The 17,700-nt window shown below is 68.8% G+C and carries 14 protein-coding genes; 4 read left to right on the top strand and 10 right to left on the bottom strand.

Annotated features, from left to right (window positions below; all coding sequences use genetic code 11):
• Positions 1–149: 149 nt before the first annotated feature.
• Together F3J18_RS19965 and F3J18_RS19960 are read right to left on the bottom strand one after the other, a co-directional pair.
• The gene (locus tag F3J18_RS19965) at positions 150–728 is read right to left on the bottom strand and encodes a hypothetical protein (RefSeq protein ID WP_166913792.1); all 579 of its coding nucleotides are present in this window, start codon (positions 726–728) and stop codon (positions 150–152) included.
• A gap of 232 nt (positions 729–960) precedes the next feature.
• A complete protein-coding gene (locus F3J18_RS19960) occupies positions 961–1,251 on the bottom strand; it encodes a hypothetical protein (RefSeq protein ID WP_152554424.1) in 291 nt (96 codons plus the stop codon).
• A gap of 26 nt (positions 1,252–1,277) precedes the next feature.
• Here F3J18_RS19960 and F3J18_RS19955 point away from each other — a divergent pair, with 26 nt between their 5' ends.
• Complete coding sequence (locus F3J18_RS19955) at positions 1,278–2,444, top strand: porin (RefSeq protein ID WP_025099518.1); 1,167 nt, start codon at positions 1,278–1,280, stop codon at positions 2,442–2,444.
• Positions 2,445–2,534: 90 nt separating this feature from the next.
• Here F3J18_RS19955 and F3J18_RS19950 read toward each other — a convergent pair whose 3' ends face one another.
• Entirely contained in the window at positions 2,535–3,146 is a 612-nt protein-coding gene (locus tag F3J18_RS19950; RefSeq protein WP_166913790.1) for a GNAT family protein, read from the bottom strand.
• Between the two features lie 160 nt (positions 3,147–3,306).
• On the bottom strand, positions 3,307–4,419 hold the full coding sequence (locus F3J18_RS19945; RefSeq protein WP_166913788.1) for a lactonase family protein: 1,113 nt from the start codon (positions 4,417–4,419) through the stop codon (positions 3,307–3,309).
• Between the two features lie 548 nt (positions 4,420–4,967).
• Between F3J18_RS19945 and F3J18_RS19940 the strand changes: the two genes are divergently transcribed.
• Positions 4,968–5,657 (top strand): hypothetical protein, encoded by a 690-nt coding sequence (locus F3J18_RS19940; protein ID WP_025102295.1) that lies wholly within the window; start codon positions 4,968–4,970, stop codon positions 5,655–5,657.
• A 66-nt stretch (positions 5,658–5,723) separates the two neighbouring features.
• Here F3J18_RS19940 and F3J18_RS19935 read toward each other — a convergent pair whose 3' ends face one another.
• Both F3J18_RS19935 and F3J18_RS19930 read right to left on the bottom strand, forming a co-directional pair.
• Positions 5,724–6,383, bottom strand: coding sequence for an aspartyl/asparaginyl beta-hydroxylase domain-containing protein (locus F3J18_RS19935; RefSeq protein ID WP_046575369.1), 660 nt, complete (start codon positions 6,381–6,383; stop codon positions 5,724–5,726).
• A 155-nt stretch (positions 6,384–6,538) separates the two neighbouring features.
• Complete coding sequence (locus tag F3J18_RS19930) at positions 6,539–7,480, bottom strand: LysR family transcriptional regulator (protein WP_166913786.1); 942 nt, start codon at positions 7,478–7,480, stop codon at positions 6,539–6,541.
• Between the two features lie 151 nt (positions 7,481–7,631).
• On the opposite strand from F3J18_RS19930, the gene F3J18_RS19925 reads away from it, so the two are divergent.
• Both F3J18_RS19925 and F3J18_RS19920 read left to right on the top strand, forming a co-directional pair.
• A complete protein-coding gene (locus F3J18_RS19925) occupies positions 7,632–9,212 on the top strand; it encodes an altronate dehydratase family protein (protein WP_166913784.1) in 1,581 nt (526 codons plus the stop codon).
• A gap of 52 nt (positions 9,213–9,264) precedes the next feature.
• Positions 9,265–10,335 carry an Ldh family oxidoreductase gene (locus tag F3J18_RS19920; protein ID WP_166913782.1) on the top strand — a complete coding sequence of 357 codons (1,071 nt, stop codon included), beginning with the start codon at positions 9,265–9,267 and terminating at the stop codon, positions 10,333–10,335.
• A 68-nt stretch (positions 10,336–10,403) separates the two neighbouring features.
• Here the strand turns inward: F3J18_RS19920 and F3J18_RS19915 are convergent, their stop codons facing one another.
• The 4 genes from F3J18_RS19915 to F3J18_RS19900 all read right to left on the bottom strand — a co-directional run bounded on the left by F3J18_RS19915 (position 10,404) and on the right by F3J18_RS19900 (position 17,573).
• Complete coding sequence (locus tag F3J18_RS19915; protein WP_013689945.1) at positions 10,404–10,667, bottom strand: PAAR domain-containing protein; 264 nt, start codon at positions 10,665–10,667, stop codon at positions 10,404–10,406.
• Positions 10,668–10,731: 64 nt separating this feature from the next.
• Positions 10,732–12,441: a DUF2875 family protein gene (locus F3J18_RS19910; RefSeq protein ID WP_166913780.1), complete on the bottom strand. Its 1,710-nt coding sequence runs from the start codon at positions 12,439–12,441 to the stop codon at positions 10,732–10,734.
• Positions 12,438–14,765, bottom strand: a complete 2,328-nt coding sequence (locus F3J18_RS19905) for a DUF3274 domain-containing protein (protein ID WP_166913778.1) — start codon at positions 14,763–14,765, stop codon at positions 12,438–12,440. The genes F3J18_RS19910 and F3J18_RS19905 overlap by 4 nt, the downstream gene beginning before the upstream one ends.
• Positions 14,766–14,786: 21 nt before the next feature.
• The gene (locus tag F3J18_RS19900) at positions 14,787–17,573 is read right to left on the bottom strand and encodes a type VI secretion system tip protein VgrG (protein WP_166913776.1); all 2,787 of its coding nucleotides are present in this window, start codon (positions 17,571–17,573) and stop codon (positions 14,787–14,789) included.
• Positions 17,574–17,700: the final 127 nt, after the last annotated feature.

The following is a 17,700-nucleotide window of genomic DNA, read 5'->3' as shown; positions in this document are numbered from 1 at the left end:
CATTTTAACCGGATCGTCCGCGAACGCGCAAACCGGCCCGGCGCCGGGGAGGCTGCGCCGCGCCGCGGGCGGCGAGCGCTACCCGAAACGCGTCACCGCATCGGGCAAGCCGGCGCCGGCCCCTGCCCTCGCGCCCGCCCACCGGCCGTTCAGTGCGCGAAGCGCCGTTCCTCCACCGTGTCGATCCGCGCGGCCAGCTTGGCGGCGTCGTCGCCGGGCAGGCCGATGCCGAACTCGTGGCGCACCGCCTCGCCGTCGAGCAGGTAGAGGCTCCAGGTCACGTCGGTGGCCGACTTCGAGCGCATGGTGCGCAGCGCGGCCCAGACATCGTCGGCATCCGCGCGGATGCCGGCCAGCTCGGCGCTGTCGAGCGCGGCCGCGTCGCCGGCCACCGGGCTCAACGCGAAGTTGCCCGACGCGTCGCGCGAGGCGGCCGTGACCACGCGCGAGATGCGCTGCTGGTCGTAGTCGACCACGATCCACATCGATTGCGGCGTCATGAAACCGCCGCGCACCAGCATCAGCCCGTGACGCGGCGGACGGATCGCGCTGACGATGAAGCTCATCGAGCAATCCTGGCAGACGTAGCCCGGCGGCAGCAATTGCGCGCCGGTGGCGCCCGGCGGCCGCGGCGCGGCGACCGGCGCGCTCTGGCGGGGCGCGCCGGAACCGGCGCAGGCGGACAGCAGCGCCGCGACGGCCAGCGCGAGAACGGGTACGAGACGCAAGCGTGCGCTCCTTCGGTGCAGGGGTGGACGATCGGGGCACGCGCGCCTCGCGGATTCGACCGGAATGCGCAACGCACCGCGCGCCATCATCGCATCGCCCCCGCTTATCCGCAATGCCGAAAGCCGTCGGTAATCGATTATCAAATCAATGGAAAGCCAGGCGCTTTTCATTGCACTTTCTTTGCGCATCGGATTTGAATCGCGTTGATCGTCGATTGAATGACAGCTTGCTTCACATAAAAAATAATTCTGTTTTTTTAATACCACGCAGGGGCTTTTTCAACGCCATTTTTATTTTCGGCGTTCTATGATGCGGCCCGTTGCCTGATCGCCGGACCGCCCCGCCAGGGCCGCCCGGCAAGCTCGTCGCACCGGTTGCTCGCAGCCGGTGATTTCGACCGATTTCCATCGGCGCGAAGCTCGACACGATATCGATTCGACCGATCCGAATTGCCGCGCGCCCGATTCGCGGCGCCGCTTTTTCCGATCGACATGCATCAGGCAGCAAATCAATCGACCACACTCATCGTCCATTGCGGAGGCCATTCGATGAAACCCACCCTGATCACCGTCGCGCTGTTCGGCGCGCTTGCCGTCTCGACGTCCTCGTACGCGCAAAGCAGCGTCACGCTCTACGGCCTGATCGATACCGGCCTCGTCTACACCAACAACCAGCAGGGCCACAGCAACTGGCAGGAGAACAGCAGCTCGACGCAGAACACGGTGTTCGGCCTGAAGGGCGACGAGGACCTCGGCGGCGGCCTGCATGCGGTGTTCAAGCTCGAGCAGGGTTTCCTGCTCAACAACGGCGCGCAGGCCTTCTCGGGCGACGGCTTCGGCTCGCAGGCCTGGGTCGGGCTGCAGAGCGCCCAGGCGGGCACCCTCACCTTCGGCCGCCAGTTCGACGTGATGAACGACCTGGTGGGCCCGCTGTCGGCCGAGTTCAACACCTGGGGCGGCAGCCTGGCCGCGCATCCGTTCGAGAACGACAACCTGGCCGCCAACTCGGTGGTGATCAACAACTCGGTCAAGTACGCGAGCCCGACCTGGCGCGGCCTCACCTTCGAGACCATGTACAGCTTCAGCAACCAGGCCGGCAACTTCGCCAACAACCGCTCCTACGGCTTCGCGCTGTCGTATGCGCAGGGCCCGGTCAACCTGGCGGCCGGCTACCTGCAGCTCAACGATGCCGGCAGCGGCAGCGGCGCGGTCACCACCGGCGACACCAGCGCGAACTTCGTCGCCGAGCGGCAGCGGATCTGGTCGCTGGGCGGCAACTACACCTATGGCCCCGCCACCGTCGGCCTGGTCTGGAGCCACACCCAGATCGACAACGCCACCGGCGTGTATTCGTTCGGCACCGGCACCTACCTGGGCGCCGCCGACGGCTCCTCGGGCAGCCTGAGCGGCACGCTGCGCCTGGACAACTACGAGGTCAACGCGAAATACGCGCTGACCCCGGCACTGAGCCTGTCGGGCGCCTACACCTACACGCGCGGCGCCTACAACGGCTCGTCGCCGGGCTGGAACACCGCCATGCTGCAGACCGACTACGCCTTCAGCAAGCGCACCGACATCTACCTGGAAGGGGTCTATCAGAACGTGCACGGCGCGCCGGCCGGCTCGGTGCTGTCGCACGCGATGATCAACACGCTGTCGCCGTCGTCGACCGACACGCAGGTGGCCGTGACGGTGGGCCTGCGTCACACCTTCTGAGCGATGTCGAGGATGGCTGCCGGCAGCGCCGGTGGCCTGCCGGCGGGCGGCCGCGTCCGGCGCCCGCCGGCGTGAACGCGAGCGCGCCGCTCAGGCGCGGCGCGCGATCGGGGGCGCGGCCCCCGCGCCGCGCGCACGATGATCCTCGCGCAGCAGCGCGTATTGCGCGAGATCGTGGAATGCGCCGCCCCAGTAACCCGCCTGGCGCTGGTAGCCCTCGCGCACGAAGCCGAGCGCCTCGAGCGCACGCAGCGAAGCCGCGTTGTCAGGATGCACGCGCGCCTCGATGCGATTGAGCGCCATCGTCTCGAAACCGTGCTCGAGCACGGCACCCAACGCCTCGCGCATGAACCCCTGCCCGCGGACCTCGCGCGCCAGCTCGTAGCCGATCGTGCAACTGCGCCACGGGCGGCTCCAGCGGAACAGCCCGCAGGTGCCCAGCAGGCGCGCGTCGGCGCGCCGCTCCAGGCCCCAGCGCAGGCCGCTGCCGGCGATCCGCCAGGCGCTGAAGGTATCGATCAGGCGCGCCGCCTGGGCAGGCGCCGTGAGCGGATCGGCGCCGTACCAGCGCATCGCCTGGGCGTCGCCATGGATCGCGTAGAGCGCCGGCGCATCGGCCGCGCTCAGCTCGCGCAGCACCAGCCGCGGCGTGAGCAGGTGGGGAAAGGCTTCCATCGGGGCGCTCGGGTGGCCGCCGGGCATCGCGCCCGGCGCAGGTCTCGTGGTTTGGCCGGCAGCGCGACGCGCGCCGGCGATCGGCGCCGATCATCTCACGAGCGGCACGGGCGCCGCCATCGGGAAACCCACCCGATCGCCGCCGGGTAAGCGGGCGAGCGAGCGGGCAAGCGCCGCGCCTCGCCGCTCAGCCGCCGTTCGAACCGTCGAAATCGACCATCTCGATCCAGTTCGCGCCCTTGCCGACCGGCGCCTCGCCAAGCGGCGCCAGGGCACCGTTGCGCGTATCGATGCGGTACACGCGCAGCGAGGTCGACAACTGCCCGACCGCCAGCAGGTAATGCCCCGACGGATCGATCGCGAAACCGCGCGGCTGCTTCTCGGTCGGCGTGGTGGCGATGCGCGTGAGACGGCCGCTGGCGCGATCGACGCGCCAGGTGGCCAGCGTGCTCGAAGTGCGCTCCGAGGCGTAGAGGAAGCGGCCGTCCGGCGTGAGGTGCAGGTCGGCGCCCCAGGGCGTCTGGGCGCCGAAACCGGGCGGCAGGATCGACACGGTCTGCACCGGCTTCACGCGGTCGTGCTCGCGATCGAAGGCCAGCACGTGCAGCTTGCCGTCCAGTTCGTCGATCAGGTAGACGAAGCGCTGGTCGGGCGAGAAGCGGAAATGGCGCGGGCCGGACTTGGGCGGCAGCGCATAGGCCGGCGCGTCGTCCAGCGTCAGCTCGCCGGTGCCGGCGTCGAAGCGCAGCCGCAGCCAGGCGTCGGCGCCGAGCACCGAGGCGAAGGCCACGCGATTGTCGGGCGCGGGCAGGATCGCGTGCGCCTTCGGGCCGGTGGGGATGGTCTGCCTGACCGGGCCGACCAAGCCGTCCGCGCCGATCGTGTTGACCGCCAGCAGGTTGCCGTCGTAGGAGGCCGAGAACAGGTAGCGGCCCGTCGCGTCGGTCGACAGGTAGGGCATGCTGTGCGCGAGCGGCGCGCTGCCGAGTTCGGTGAGGCGGCCGTCGAGCGGATTGAGCGCGAAGCTGAGCACGCGATAGGGCTGCGAGCGGATCCCGGCGTAGAGCCGCAGATGGTTCGGCGAGAGCGCCATCGGCATCACCGTGCCCCCCGCCTCGACCGTCTCGACCGGCGTGAGCGCCCCGCTGGCCGTATCGAGCCGCAGCACCGAGATGCTGCCGCTGTCGGCATTCGAGACATAGGCGTAGGTGGCTGCCTCGGCGGCCGGAGCCGTCGCCAGCCCGGCTGCCGCCAGCGAGACCGCGAGCGTGAGGGCACGGAGCGTACGCACCTGTTTCATCCCATCTCCTTATATGTCGTCTGACAACTTAAAATAGATCGATCCCAGCTACTTCATGCCTGAATCTGCCTTTTACATCCCAAGTTGAGCGACATCGTATATCTCACGTGTCGGCAGGGCAATCCTCCTCGACCCGCATAGGGCACGCACGATCACCGGCCGCCTCCTGCTCGCGCCCCGCCCTTCGAGGCCCGGCAATGACCCAGCCGATCACGCGCTTCGTTCGCGATCCGAATCAAATGCCTAATGGATGCGCACGCAACCAAATCGACGCGATACGCGGGCCTGCCACCGGCGCCGGTTTCCGTCGGGCACGGGCGATGCTTCGCGCTTGCATAGGTGCATACGCATTCACGAATTTGCGCGCGTGAAAGACTGCGTGAAAGACTGTTAACGCGCGATGCCGCAACGCAGCGGCGATCATCGCCGCAACATGTTGCAGAGCGTAAAAGCATCGACCAGAACGGGAGGTTTGCGATACATTCGCAGCCTAGGATGGTGCATATGACGCCATCGACACTGACGCCCAAAACATCCACGAGGACATCATGCGTGTTATCCGCTCCACCGCGCTGCTCGCGGGATCGCTGCTGAGCCTGACACTCGCCGCCGGCGCCCAGGCGCAAACCCCCGCCGCCGCTCCCGCCGCCTCGGCCAGCCAATCGGTGCTGCCCGTGATCGCGACCATCGCGCCGATCTACAACCAGCTGGTCTACTTCCGCCTGCCGACGCGCTTCGTGTCGATCTACGAAGGCACGCGCGGCGACGACTACGCGCACGAATGGGTGCTGCCCGGCGAAACCAACGCGAACTGGTCGCAGATGATCACGCTGACGGGCGCGCAGAACGTGATCGCCAAGCATCCGGAGGCCGATGCCAAGAGCTATGCCACCGGCATCGCCGCCGGCTTCCAGAAGGCCTGCCCGCAGAGCTTCTCGGCCAAGGGCATCTACGACGGCAAGCTCAACGGCAGCGACGCCTTCTCGATGGTGGTGAGTTGCGGCAATGCCGCGGCCAGCGCGGGCCACAGCGAAACCACCGCGATCACGGTGGTGAAGGGCGCCAAGGATCTCTACACGCTGCAATGGGCGCAGCGCGGCCCGCTGTCCACCAAGCCGCTCGATATCGACGCCGCCATGTGGCTGCAACGCGTGCGCAACCTGATGCCGCTGAAGGTCTGCCCGATCGTGCCGGGCGAGAAGGCGCCGTATCCGAGCTGCAGCGCGAACGTCTCCTGAGCATCGGCGGCCCGCCCCGGCGGGCCGCCTGCCAGCGCCGTGCCGCCCGGCGCGGCGCGGCGTGGATCACCCCTGGATCTGCTTGTCGCGCTCGAACTCCATGTAGAAGATCGTGCGCGGCACGGGCGAGGCATTCAGGGCGAAATGATCGAGCGAGCCGTCGAACACGATGGCATTGCCGACCTGGTTCTGGTTGAAATGGCCGGCCACGTTCAGGTAGGCATAATTCCCCTCGGCCGCCGCGTCGAGCGTGATGTGCATCTGCAGCATGCCCTGCTCGAGCAACTCCGGATGTCGATGCGTGCTCAGCAAGACGTTCGGCATCATCCGCGACAGGGCACATACCTTGATGCCCTTGATCCTGCCCAGCATCTCGATCGTCCGCGGCATGGCCTCGGCGGCGAACGGGATCGCCTGGTCGCGCACGACCAGGCCGTATTGCGTCCAGTCGCGATTGAAGCTTCCGTCCGACTTCCATCCCAGCAGCCAGCCGTATCGCCCGCCCTTCCTGACGTGATCGATGATCTCGGCATGCACCTGGTCATGGTTCTTGCCCACGCGATCGATTTCGAGCAAGGGGGCATCCAGGTTCATGCACTCGTCGCGGATCACCTCCCAGTTCAGGGCGAGCTCCTGCAATCGAGGGAACTGCGCGAGCGGGTAGAACGCCGGCCGGTCGGTGGGCGAGGGAGCATGCTGGAAGGCGGACGCGAATCTATCTTGCATGACGATGTCACCGGAAAAGGAAAATGAGTCGATCGGATAGTTCACCGTAACGTACACCACTCGTTCCGGCGAATGTGTGAAATCGGCGAGTCACGCCGAAAGCCTGATGGCCCGGTACGCCGGGCAGGCCGCCGGTTCAGCCCGAACCGCCGCCGCTAGCCCGCCGCGCGCTGCCTCAGGATCGCCACGAATTCCTCCATCTGCGGCGAGGGCAGCTCGTTCTTGCGGGTGATCACGCTGTAGTGGCTCATGCTGCGGCGCACCTCGATCGGCAGGCAGCCGAGCAGCCCCTCGTCGATGCGCTGCTGCACCACCGCGCGCGGCTGCAGCGAGATCATCTCGGTCGAGCGGAGCAGCTCGATGGTCGAGAAGATCGAGGGCGTCTCCACCATCCCGACCGGCGCGACCAGCCCCGCGCTGGCGAAGGTCTCCTCGAACAGTTGGCGGATCGCGGTGGCGCTCGGATAGAGGATCCAGGGCCAATGGCCCAGATCGGCGATGTCGACGCGCCGCGCGCGCAGCAGCGGATGATGGCTGCCGACCACGAAGCAGACCGGTTCGTCCGACAGCTCGACCGCATCGAAGATGGCGCGCTGGCGCGGCTCGGTGAGCCGGCCGATCATCAGGTCCAGCTGCTTGTGCTCCAGCCAGATCGCGAGCTGGTCGCTGCTCTGCTCGACCAGCTTGATCACCAGCCGCGGGCGCCGCGCCTGGATCTCGCGGATCGCCGCGATCACGATCTGCGCGGCCGAGGCCGAGATCGCGCCGACCGTCAGGTGCCCGTAACCACCGCCCTGCTGGGTCACGAATTCATTGGCGAACTTGCCGAGCCCGGACATCGCGCTGCTCGCGTAGCGGATCGCCAGCAGGCCCAGGTCGGTGGGCCGCATCTCGCGCGGCAGCCGCTCGAACAGGCGCTCGCCGAACATCGCCTCGATATCGCCGAGGATCTTGGTGGCGGCCGGCTGCGTGACGTGCATCTGCTCGGCCGCCGCGCGCAGGTTGTGGGTGCGCCCCAGCAGTTCGAGCAACTGCAGGTGGCGAAAGCGCAGCTTCGAGGGCAGCGTCGCGGACAACAGGGGGCGATGGCGATCCATAGGGTAAACCTGAGTGCGGCGATAACCGAATGGAATCGAGTCTAACAATTCTTCGATTGGACGTTTATCGCGCGTCTGCCTAAAGTGCTTCGACCTGCCCTGCCCGCCGCATGCCAGGCCCCCGATATCCAAGAGACCAACGAGACGATCGATGAAGCTCGACAGCGCCCCCGCCCATTCCGACCCCGCTCCCGAGGCATCCACCCAGCCCGCCGCCCAGGTGGTCGCGCTGCATCCCGACGACGACGTGCTGATCGCGCGCCGGCAACTGGTTGCGGGCGCATCGATCGAGGCCGGGGTGACCGCGCGCGGCCTGATCCCCGCCGGCCACAAGATCGCGCGACGCGCGGTGGCGGCCGGCGCGCCGGTGCGCCGCTACGGCCAGATCATCGGCTTCGCCTCGCGCGCGATCGAGATCGGCGAGCATGTCCACGTGCACAACCTGTCGATGGGCGAGTTCGAGCGCGACGGCGCGTTCGGCGTGGACGCCAGGCCGACCCGGCCCAGCGCGACGCCCGCGCGCTTCGCGGGCATCGTGCGCGCCGACGGGCGCGTGGCCACGCGCAACTACATCGGCATCCTGACCTCGGTGAACTGCTCGGCCACCGCCGCGCGCGCGATCGCCGACCAGTTTCGCCGCGACATCCGCCCCGAGGCGCTGGCCGACTACCCGAACGTGGACGGCGTGATCGCGCTGACCCACGGCCTGGGCTGCGGCATCGCCTCCGACGGCGAGCCGATCGCGGTGCTGCGCCGCACGCTGGGCGGTTATGCGCGGCACCCGAATTTCGCGGGCGTGCTGATGGTCGGGCTCGGCTGCGAGACCAACCAGATCGACGCGCTGCTGCGCGACCAGGCGATCGAGTCCGGCGCCGCGCTCGAGACCATGACGATCCAGGCCAGCGGCGGCACGGCCGCCACCGTGGCGGCCGGGGTCGAGGCGATCAAGGCCATGCTGCCGCGCGCGAACGCGGTACGGCGCGAGCCGGTGGAGGCGCGCCACCTGATCGTCGGCCTGCAATGCGGCGGCTCCGACGGCTACTCGGGCATCACCGCGAACCCGGCGCTGGGCGCCGCGGTCGACCGGCTGGTGGCGCACGGGGGCACCGCGATCCTATCGGAGACGCCCGAGATCTACGGCGCCGAGCACCTGCTCACGCGCCGCGCGGTCTCGCCCGAGATCGGCGAGAAGCTGATGGCGCGGATCCGCTGGTGGGAGGAACACTGCCGGCGCATGAACGCCGACCTCAACAACAATCCCTCGGCCGGCAACAAGGCCGGCGGCCTGACCACCATCCTTGAGAAATCGCTGGGCGCGGTCGCCAAGGCCGGCACCACCAACCTGGTGGAGGTCTATCGCTACGCGGAAAGCGTGCGCGCCGCCGGCCTGGTGTTCATGGACACGCCCGGCTACGACCCGGTCTCGGCGACCGGCCAGGTAGCGGGCGGCGCCAACCTGCTGTGCTTCACCACCGGGCGCGGCTCGGCCTATGGCTGCGCGCCCTCGCCCTCGCTGAAGCTCGGCACCAATAGCGCGCTGTGGCGCCGCCAGGCCGAGGATATCGACATCAACTGCGGCACCATTCTCGACGGCGAGGCCAGCATCGACGAACTCGGCCAACGGATCTTCGAGCAGATGCTCGCCACCGCCTCGGGCCAGCCGACCCGCAGCGAACTGCACGGCTACGGACAGAACGAGTTCGTGCCCTGGCAGCTCGGCGCGACGCTCTGAGCCGCGTACAGCGCGCCCGCTTGCCCTCCCGACAACCCGAACCGATCACGCCATGACTCAAGACGTCCGCTACGCCGCCACCGAACTGCAGGCCTTCGCCGAGGCGCTGCTCGCCGCCGCCGGGCTCGACGCGCCGCATGCGCGGGCCGTCGCCGCCACCCTGGTCGACGGCGACCTGATGGGCCACGACACGCATGGCCTCGCGCTGCTCGCGCCCTACGTGGGCGAACTCGAGCGCGGGACCATGACGCGCTCGGGCGAGCCGGAGGTGCTGTCCGACCGCGGCGCCAGCCTGCTGTGGGACGGCCGCCGCCTGCCCGGGCCCTCGCTGGTGCTGTCCGGCATCGAGACGCTGGCGCCGCGCGCCCGGCAATACGGCAGCGCCACCCTGGTGATCCGCCGCAGCCACCATATCGCCTGCCTGGCCAGCTACCTGGAGCGCGCCACCGCCGAGGGCTTCATGATCCTGCTCGGCAGCTCGGACCCGGCCACCCACAGCGTCGCGCCGTTCGGCGGCACGCGCGCGGTGTTCACACCGAACCCGATCGCGGCCGGCATCCCCACCTCGGGCACGCCGTTCCTGATCGACATCTCGGCCTCGCTGGTCACCAACGGCATGAGCGCGCGCCTGGCCAAGTCCGGCCAGCAGTTCGACGAGCCGGTACTGCTCGACGCCGAGGGCAATGCCAGCCGCGACCCGGCGGTGCTGAACACCGAGCCGCCCGGCACCATCCTGCCGCTCGGCGGCCTGCCGTTCGGGCACAAGGGTTTCGGCCTGGCGCTGCTGATCGACGCGCTCACCGGCGGCCTGGCCGGCCACGGCCGCGCCGATCCGCCCGACGGCTGGGGCGCGACGGTCTACCTGACGCTGCACGATCCCTCGGCCTTCGGCGGCGAGGCGGATTTCAGGCGGCAGATGGACTGGATCGCCGAGGCCTGCCGCAGCAACCCGCCGCGCCCCGGCTTTTCCGAGGTGCGGATGCCGGGCGACCGGGGCCTGGCGCGCAAGCGCGAGCAGTTGCAGGCGGGCGTGAGGCTGCATCCGGCGATCGCGCCGGCCTTGAGCGCTTGCGGGGAACGTCATGGGTTGAAGCTGCCGGCGCGGATCACGCCCGCGCCCTGAGCGCGGCGCGCGGCCGGCCCTCGATCGGGCCGGGCGCCGGGGCGAACCAGAGCGCGAGAGGAAAGATCCTAGGTCCGCCCCGAGCTGGGCACCGAGGAAATCAGCGTGGCGCCGCAGGAAGTGTGGTGGCCGTCGAAGGCCACGGCGACGCCGTCGATCAGGACCTGCGGGTCGCCCTCCACGATCACGCAATGCTCGTGGCCCGACATCGGGCAGGTGCAGCGATCGCCGACGCAGGCCACCGCGCGCCCCATCACGGTCGAGGTATCGCGGCCCGTGACCACCTTGCCGCCATGCGAGGTGGCGTCGCCGATCCGGATCACGCCGCGCATCGCCGCCTCCCTGCTTCCAGGCGCAGCCGCGTGGCGCGAGTCGATACCTTGGGCATGCCGGCCATCATTTGAAGGGGCTGCCGCCGGTCTTCTGCTGCCACGCCGCCTTGTTGCCGTCCTCGGGCGGGCTCACCATCACGATGCTGGCGGTGCCGTTCGGGCGCCGGTTCACGGTCGCGCTCGCGCCGCCGTCGTCGTAGCCCGCGATCAGGCCGAGGCCGATCTGCACCAGCGGCGAACTCACGCCGGTATTGCCGATGCGCGCGCCGATGTCGTAACCCTCCTTGACATCGTCGAGGCTGGGCGCGCCCGCGCCGAGCTGGGCCAGCGCCTGGTTCAGCGGCACCACCCACAGCCGGTCCGCGGTGGTGTCGTAGAACACCCGCCTGGGCTCGCGGCCCTGCGGCAGCGCCGCGACCGCCTGCTCCCAGCCGGCCTTCAGCGCGGCCGCCTGCGCCGCGGTCTTCAGCGGCTGGCCATGATCGTCGGTCAGCTTGACGTCGACGGGACGATGCAGGTAGCCCAGCAGCGGCGCGTCGTCGAACTGGCGCAGTTGCCAGTTGGTCCAGCGCACCGGGAGGTAGGACGAGGTCGTGAACTGGCCGGGGCCCTGGTTGCCGATGGTCTTCCAGAACGCCGGCAGTTGCGCCTGCCACCAGCTCGCCGTCATGGTGCCGATCGAGTCCGGATCGTCGACGCCGGCCGCCTTGGCCTGCTTGCGATAGTGGGCGTCGAAACCCTCGGGGCCGCGATCGTCGTTCTTGTCCCAGTAGAAATTCCAGAGCTTCACGACATCGTATTCGCCGTGGGTGCGATCGATCTGCTCGGTCTGCTCGACCGCGAACGGGCGCACCAGCCGATCGACGCGATCGGAGCGCGACACCAGCATCGCGACGATGCTGTCCGGCAGCGCCGGCCTCGCGTGTGCCGCCGGCGCGGCGCCGCCGCTGCCGGGCGCGCCGAGCAGCGAACGCATGGTCGAGCCGTCGAGGCTGTAGACCAGCGCGGCGGGCACGTCGGGATGCGCGTCGAAGAAGTCGAACAGTTTCTCGAGCATGGCCGCGCCGTCGTCGCCATTGGCATCCTCCTGCCACAGGAACATCGTCACGCCGAGCCCCGCCTTCTGCCGGCTGTCGGCGATGTTCATCGCGGCGCGATAGGCGTTGTGCGCATTCTTGGCCGGCCCCCACACGATCACCGGCACCGGCCAGTACTCGACGGCATGCCGCGCGCCGAGCTTGAAGCTGGTGGTGATCGACACGCGCATGTCGTCGAGGCGCGCATCCTCGCTGTCAGGATAATCCTCGGGATTGCTCGAGAAATAGCTGGCGTGGTTGTCGGCCTTCTGGGCGATCTTCGCCCAGATTTCCTGGTTGGTCTCGTAGCCGGTCACGGCGCCGAGCCCGCGTACCTCGAGCACCGCCTGCGGGCCCTTGCGCGCGAGCAAGGCGCTCGCGCCGTTGAAGCCGTGCGCGAGCGCGGCGTGGCTCTCGCCGGGCGCGGCCCCGGCCGCGGCGGCCTGGGCCTGCGCGGCCGGCTCGGCGGGCGTCTTCGCGGCACTGCGATGCACCCATGCCACGCTCAATCCGTAGGCGAGCACCGCCAGCCCCAAGGCCACCACCACGCCATTGCGAATACTGCTTGCCATATCCGGCATCTCCCGGCCCGTCGTTTCCCAATAACTGTAGTGTCTGGCCATCACCAGCAGAAGCCAGGCGATCGCCGCCACCGCGAAGGCGATAGCATACGGCCAAATACGCGGTCTCGTGATCATCGCGGAAAGCCCTGGAAGATCTCGCCCATCGTCTTGTTGCCGTACATCGCCTGGGCCTTCTGCGATTCCTGCCGCCAGTACTCTTCCTCGGCCTTCTTCTGCGCGGCCACCGCGCTCGGCGTCAGCTCGCTGGTCACCAGCGGCGGCATGGTGGACGAGACGAAGTGCTCGGCCGGGAAGCTGCCGCTCTGGTAGTAATCCGAAACGGCCTTGATGAAATTTCGCGTGTCCGTATCGAGGCGCGAATAGGCTGCATTGCGCTGGATCTTGGCCATCGTGGCCGCGTCCACCTTCCAGTCCGCCATCAGGGTCAGCAGCTCGCGCCAGGCCGGATCGTCGAGCGTGACGGCCTGGCCGATCGCCACGTCCATCGCGGTGACCCAGCGATGGTTCTCGGCGCTGTGCAGCAGGCCCGAGTGATAGTTGTTGGCCTCGCGCGCGGCGGGATCCTTCTCCATGCGCGCGCGCGCCTCGTTCGGCGTTTCCTCGCGCTGGACCACGCGCTGGGGCAGCGCCGGCGTCAGCAGGGTGGAGCTCAGCGAGGTGGTGATGCGCCAGTTCTGCGACTGGTCGTCGACGTCCTTGCCGCGATTGAAGGCGGCCTTGTACGAATCGGTGCCGGCGAACGGATTGCGCGTGGTATCGACGTCGACCCACTTGAAGCTCGCGTACTGGTTGCCGAGCCCGACGTCCTTGGTGACGTCGTCGGGCGTCATCAGGCCGGCGACATCGGCGTGGCCGGGACGCGGGCCGCCCTTCTGGATCTCGCCGCCATACATGTCGGGTACGCAGGGCGGCTTCAGTTCCTCGCCGTTGATGAAGCGGATGTCGTTGCGCGAGAACGACGACTGCAGCGCCGCGTTGGTGCCCATGCCGACCGCCGTGCCGACCATCGAGCCGTCGGTGTCCGGCCCCGGCGACAGCCGCTCGTACGCGTCGCGCACCGGCACGCGGGCCGGCGCCGTGCCGACCGGCACCTTGCGGAACTTGCCGTCGCCGTTGTGATCGCGCTCCATGCGCGTCCACATGCGCTGGAAGAAGCGCTTGGGCGCGAGCGCCGTCATGGCCGGCATGGTCTTGCCCTGGCGCGCCGCGGCGCCGTCGGCCGGCACCTGGTCGGGCACGCCGAAGGTGCCGATCCCCTGCACCTTCTTGAGGCCGACCACGGTGTCCTCGGGACAGAAATACAGGTACACCTTGCCGCGATTGTCGCGTTCGTCGAAGGTGATCCAGTTCTTGCCGCCCTTGTCGAGCCGCTTGCCGTTCGCCTTGCTCCAGTCCTTGCCGGCGCGGCCGTGCGACTTGTCGGCATTGATCATCAGCTCGGCCAGGTCGGGAATCGTGTGCGGCTGGCTGGTGACCGCGTTGGTGATGTCGATCATGGTCTTCAGCTTGCCGTGGCCGGTCTGGTTGCTGCCGTCGTCGGTCGCGTGGAAGCTGTAGGGCGTGTCGACCATGATGATGCAGTCGACGCAGCGCTGCCCCTTCTGCTTGAGCATCGCCTGCGCCAGCAGCGTGATGATGGTCCCCTGGCTGTGGCCCATCACGGTGATGGTCTCGTGCTCGGGATTCATGCCCGCGGCCAGGGCCAGCGCGCTCGGCTGGATGGTGCGGATCGTCATGATCAGCCTGGCCAGACGCGCCGCGGCCAGCACGAAGTAGCGGCGCTGCGGCGCCTGCCCCGCGTAGAGCGTGTTGCCGCCCAGCGCGTTGTGCATCACGCGCCGCGTGACCCAGTCGGGCTTGAAGCCCTCGCCGTACATCTGCGGGATGTTGTTGGTGGCGTTGGCGAAGAAGCCGCCGGCCTTGGCGAAATGCGCGTCGAGCCGGTTGCCGTAGACGTCCTGGTACTGGCCGCGCGTCATCAGGTTGTGGTTCTCGTCCTGCGAGGTGCTCGAGACGATGCCGGCGTTGTGGATCTTCGCGATGTCCTTGTTGTCGGCGCGCAGCCCCCAGTAGAACGGCAGGAACATGCTGTGGGTCGCGTCGCCCACCGTGCGGCGATACAGGTAGGTGTCCGGATCGGACAGCACCTCGTTGTTGCGCGCGGTGGCGCCGTTGCGGCTCTGCGCCTTGGCCCGCCGGTACTGGTCGCCGTAGCTGCCCGGCTTCAGGTCGGCGCGCGACAGACGCTCGTTGAGCCCCTGGCACAGCCCCTGTTCGACGAACGAATACACGGCGCCGGTATCGTTCACGCCGTGGATGAAGATCACGATCCCGGGCAGGTTGCCGGGCAAGGGGACGTTGCGCGCGTCGGGCCGGTCGGTCATCGTCACGCCGGCGCCCTGCGCGTGCACGCGATAGCCGCTGCTGTCGTCTGCCATTGAGTTTCTCCCCCTGCCGTCTTATAGCGACGGCTTCAAGATATCGATCTTCGCGATGCGCATCACGTCGTCTTTCACCATGTCCGTGAGCCCGCTCGCGTCGGACTTGCCCTCCACCACGCGCCCGTCGTTGAGCGTGATGCGATAGGCCTGGTTGGCCGCGGGCGCCGGCGCGTCGGCCGTGTGCCCGGGGAAATGCAGGCGGAACTGCTGGTCGGTCGGCTGGCTGGCGAAGCTGGTCTTCGCGGCCTGCTGCGTGGACGGCCCGCCCCATTGGTGCGAGGCCGACAGCAGCTTGATGTCGCCGTTGGTGCCCAGCGTCACGCCCTCGCCGATCCGGATGTAGCTGCCGTCTTCCGCGACCAGGCGGATCACCGGCGCCGTGACCAGCACCTCGCCCTCGTTGCTGGCGATGCGCAGGCCCTTCTGCGCGTTGGCGGTCAGCGTGTCGGCCTGCGCCTGCAGCAGCATCGGCCCTTCGCCGGCCACCGCCTGCACGCCCGCGCCGCGCGCGAACAGTTGCATGCCCTGCCCGGCGGTGGCGTTCAGGCGCTGCCCGCTCATCAATTGCACGTGCTGCTGCGCGACCTGGTCGATGTTCTCGCCGGCATAGCTCAGGTGCGTCTTAGGCGTCACGTTGAGCGTGCCGGCCTGCGCGCCGAAGGCGATCAGCGAGGGGCCGCCGTCGGCGGGCGACGCGCCCGCCTCGCCGGCGCCGCCGCCCGCGCCCGGGGCCCAGCCGCGAAAGCGCTGCGCGACATCGGCCTGGCCCGCGCCGTCCGCGGCCTGCCCGCCATGCTGGCCGGCATAGTCGCCGAGCGACTTGAACAGCTCCGTGCATTCGCCGAGCAGCTTCAGCAGTTCGTCGCGGTCGAGCTGGCCGCCGCTCGCCTGGGTGCGCGCGTAGGTGGTCAGCAGGATGCCTTGCGCGGCGCGCAGGGCGGCGGCCGCGTCGGTGCGCAGCTCGGCGCCCTCGCCTCGATCCTGGCCGACGCCGTCCTGGCGCGGCTGGGTCAGGTAGCCGAGGTTCAGCTGCGTGTGCGCGTGCTCGCTGGCCAGTTGCGCGCTGATCTGCTGGGGCGTGTCGTCGAGCCTGAGCTGGTTGTAGCGCTGGCCCTTGATTTCCTTGGTCTTGATGCCCGATACGTGGCGATTGCCGGGCAGCGTGCCGGTATGGGTGAAGCTCGCGGGCGGCGTGGTGCCGTTGCCCAGCACGCCGATGATGACCAGCCGGTCGGGGTCGCCGCCGATGCAGCCGAGCAGCACCTCCATGCCCGCCCGCGGCAGGAAGGAATCGCCGAAGTTCGTGCCGGCCAGGCTCGAGGCCAGGCGGATCGGCGCGCTGTCGCCCGCGTCGCCCTTGGTGCCGGCGCCCTGCGCATGCGCGTGGTCGTCGGGATCGAGCCCCTGGAGCTGCACGTAGACGCGCCCCATCGCGTCGCACACCACCTCCTCGCCGTCGCGCGTGACGATCACGCCGGTGGCCAAGTGCACCGGCGGCAGGTCGGTGTTCGGGTCGTAGGCCGGCGTCAGCGGCACGCCGCGCTGCACGCAGGTGAAACGGTTCTCGTAGCGCGTGTCCGATTCCGTCGCCAGTTCGGCCGGCGCGGCCGGCGCCGCGTTGGCGAGATTGCGGCTCGCCGCGAACAGCGCATGGGCCCGCCCGGTCAAGTCCTTCGGCAGGTTGTTCCAGATCTCGTGATGGACCGAGGTGATCAGGAACTGCCGCTTCTCGGCGGCCTGCATGTCGAGATCGACGTCGCCCGCGAGCGTGACCCAGTAGCCGACCGGCATGTCGCGCACGCTGCTCACGCCGTCGTGACGCTCGGCCTCGAACTGATGCGCGAGCATGCGATCGCGCGTGATGCGGTCGTGGTCGTCCCAGGAATCGCCGACGTGCGGGATCTCGATTGCCACGTCGGTCAGCAGCGTCGCCAGGTCGTTGCCCGCCGCGCCCTGGTCGATGGCGGCCGCCGCGGTCGACTCGTCCATGCGGGCCTTCTTGTAGTCCCACGACGGGCGCGCCGTCATGCCGGGAATCAGGCGGCGATGCAGGGCGAACAGCGTGACCGTGTCGCGTTGCTCGGTGCCCGCATCGCGCGGGTGCAGGCGCACGGTGCCCGCGGAAGCCTGCGGCAGGCGCATCGGGTCGTCGCAGAACACCAGGGTATGCACCGGCGTCTCGCCGCCGCCGTTCTGGGCCGCGCCGGCGCGCACGAACACGCTGATGCCCTCGCGCCGCAGCAGGCGCCGCAGGAAGGCCGCGTCCGATTCGTTGACCTGCCGGGTCAGCTCGCGCGCGGGGTAGCGCGAGGTATCGAGCAGGGACAGGTCGTATTCGAACGCCGAGGCCAGCGTCTGGCTGCGCTGGCGCCACTGGTCCAGCATCACGGCCAGGATGTCGACCACGCTGCGCTTCAGGAAGATGCGCGAGTTGATTCGCTTGTCCATCAACGAGAGCGCGTCGCAGATCGTCAATTGATAGACCGTCAGCTCGCCGTCGGATTGACCGATCTGCACGTCGCGGATGATGGCGTTGATGGTGCGCAACTGGCCGCGATCGGTCACCAGGCGCACCGAGACGGGCACGCCGATGAACAGCGTCGGCGCCAGGTCGCGCCGCGCGCACACGCAGGTCAGGTAGCCATGCACGCCGGTCATCAGGCCTTCGCGGATATCCGCGTGCTGGAGGGCCAGCAGGTGGCCGAGCGTATCCTGCGCCTTGCCGAAGTTCAGCGCCACCGGCCGGTTGTTCCAGTCCACCGCCCCCGTCGCAAACGCGTGCAAGGTATCGTTCAAGTTATTCACGACGAACCCGTAAGCTTATTTTTAGCCTGCGCAGTATAAATACATTTCAGGCCGTAAGCAGTAGGGTATTGATTCGAAATAGGCAATCATTCGTCCCATCGGAAAAATCGAATCAACGATCCGCTCC

It is taken from the genome of Burkholderia sp. Ax-1720, from assembly GCF_011753035.1.
Lineage (GTDB): Bacteria > Pseudomonadota > Gammaproteobacteria > Burkholderiales > Burkholderiaceae > Burkholderia > Burkholderia gladioli.
This window is presented reverse-complemented; position numbering and strand designations above follow the sequence as displayed.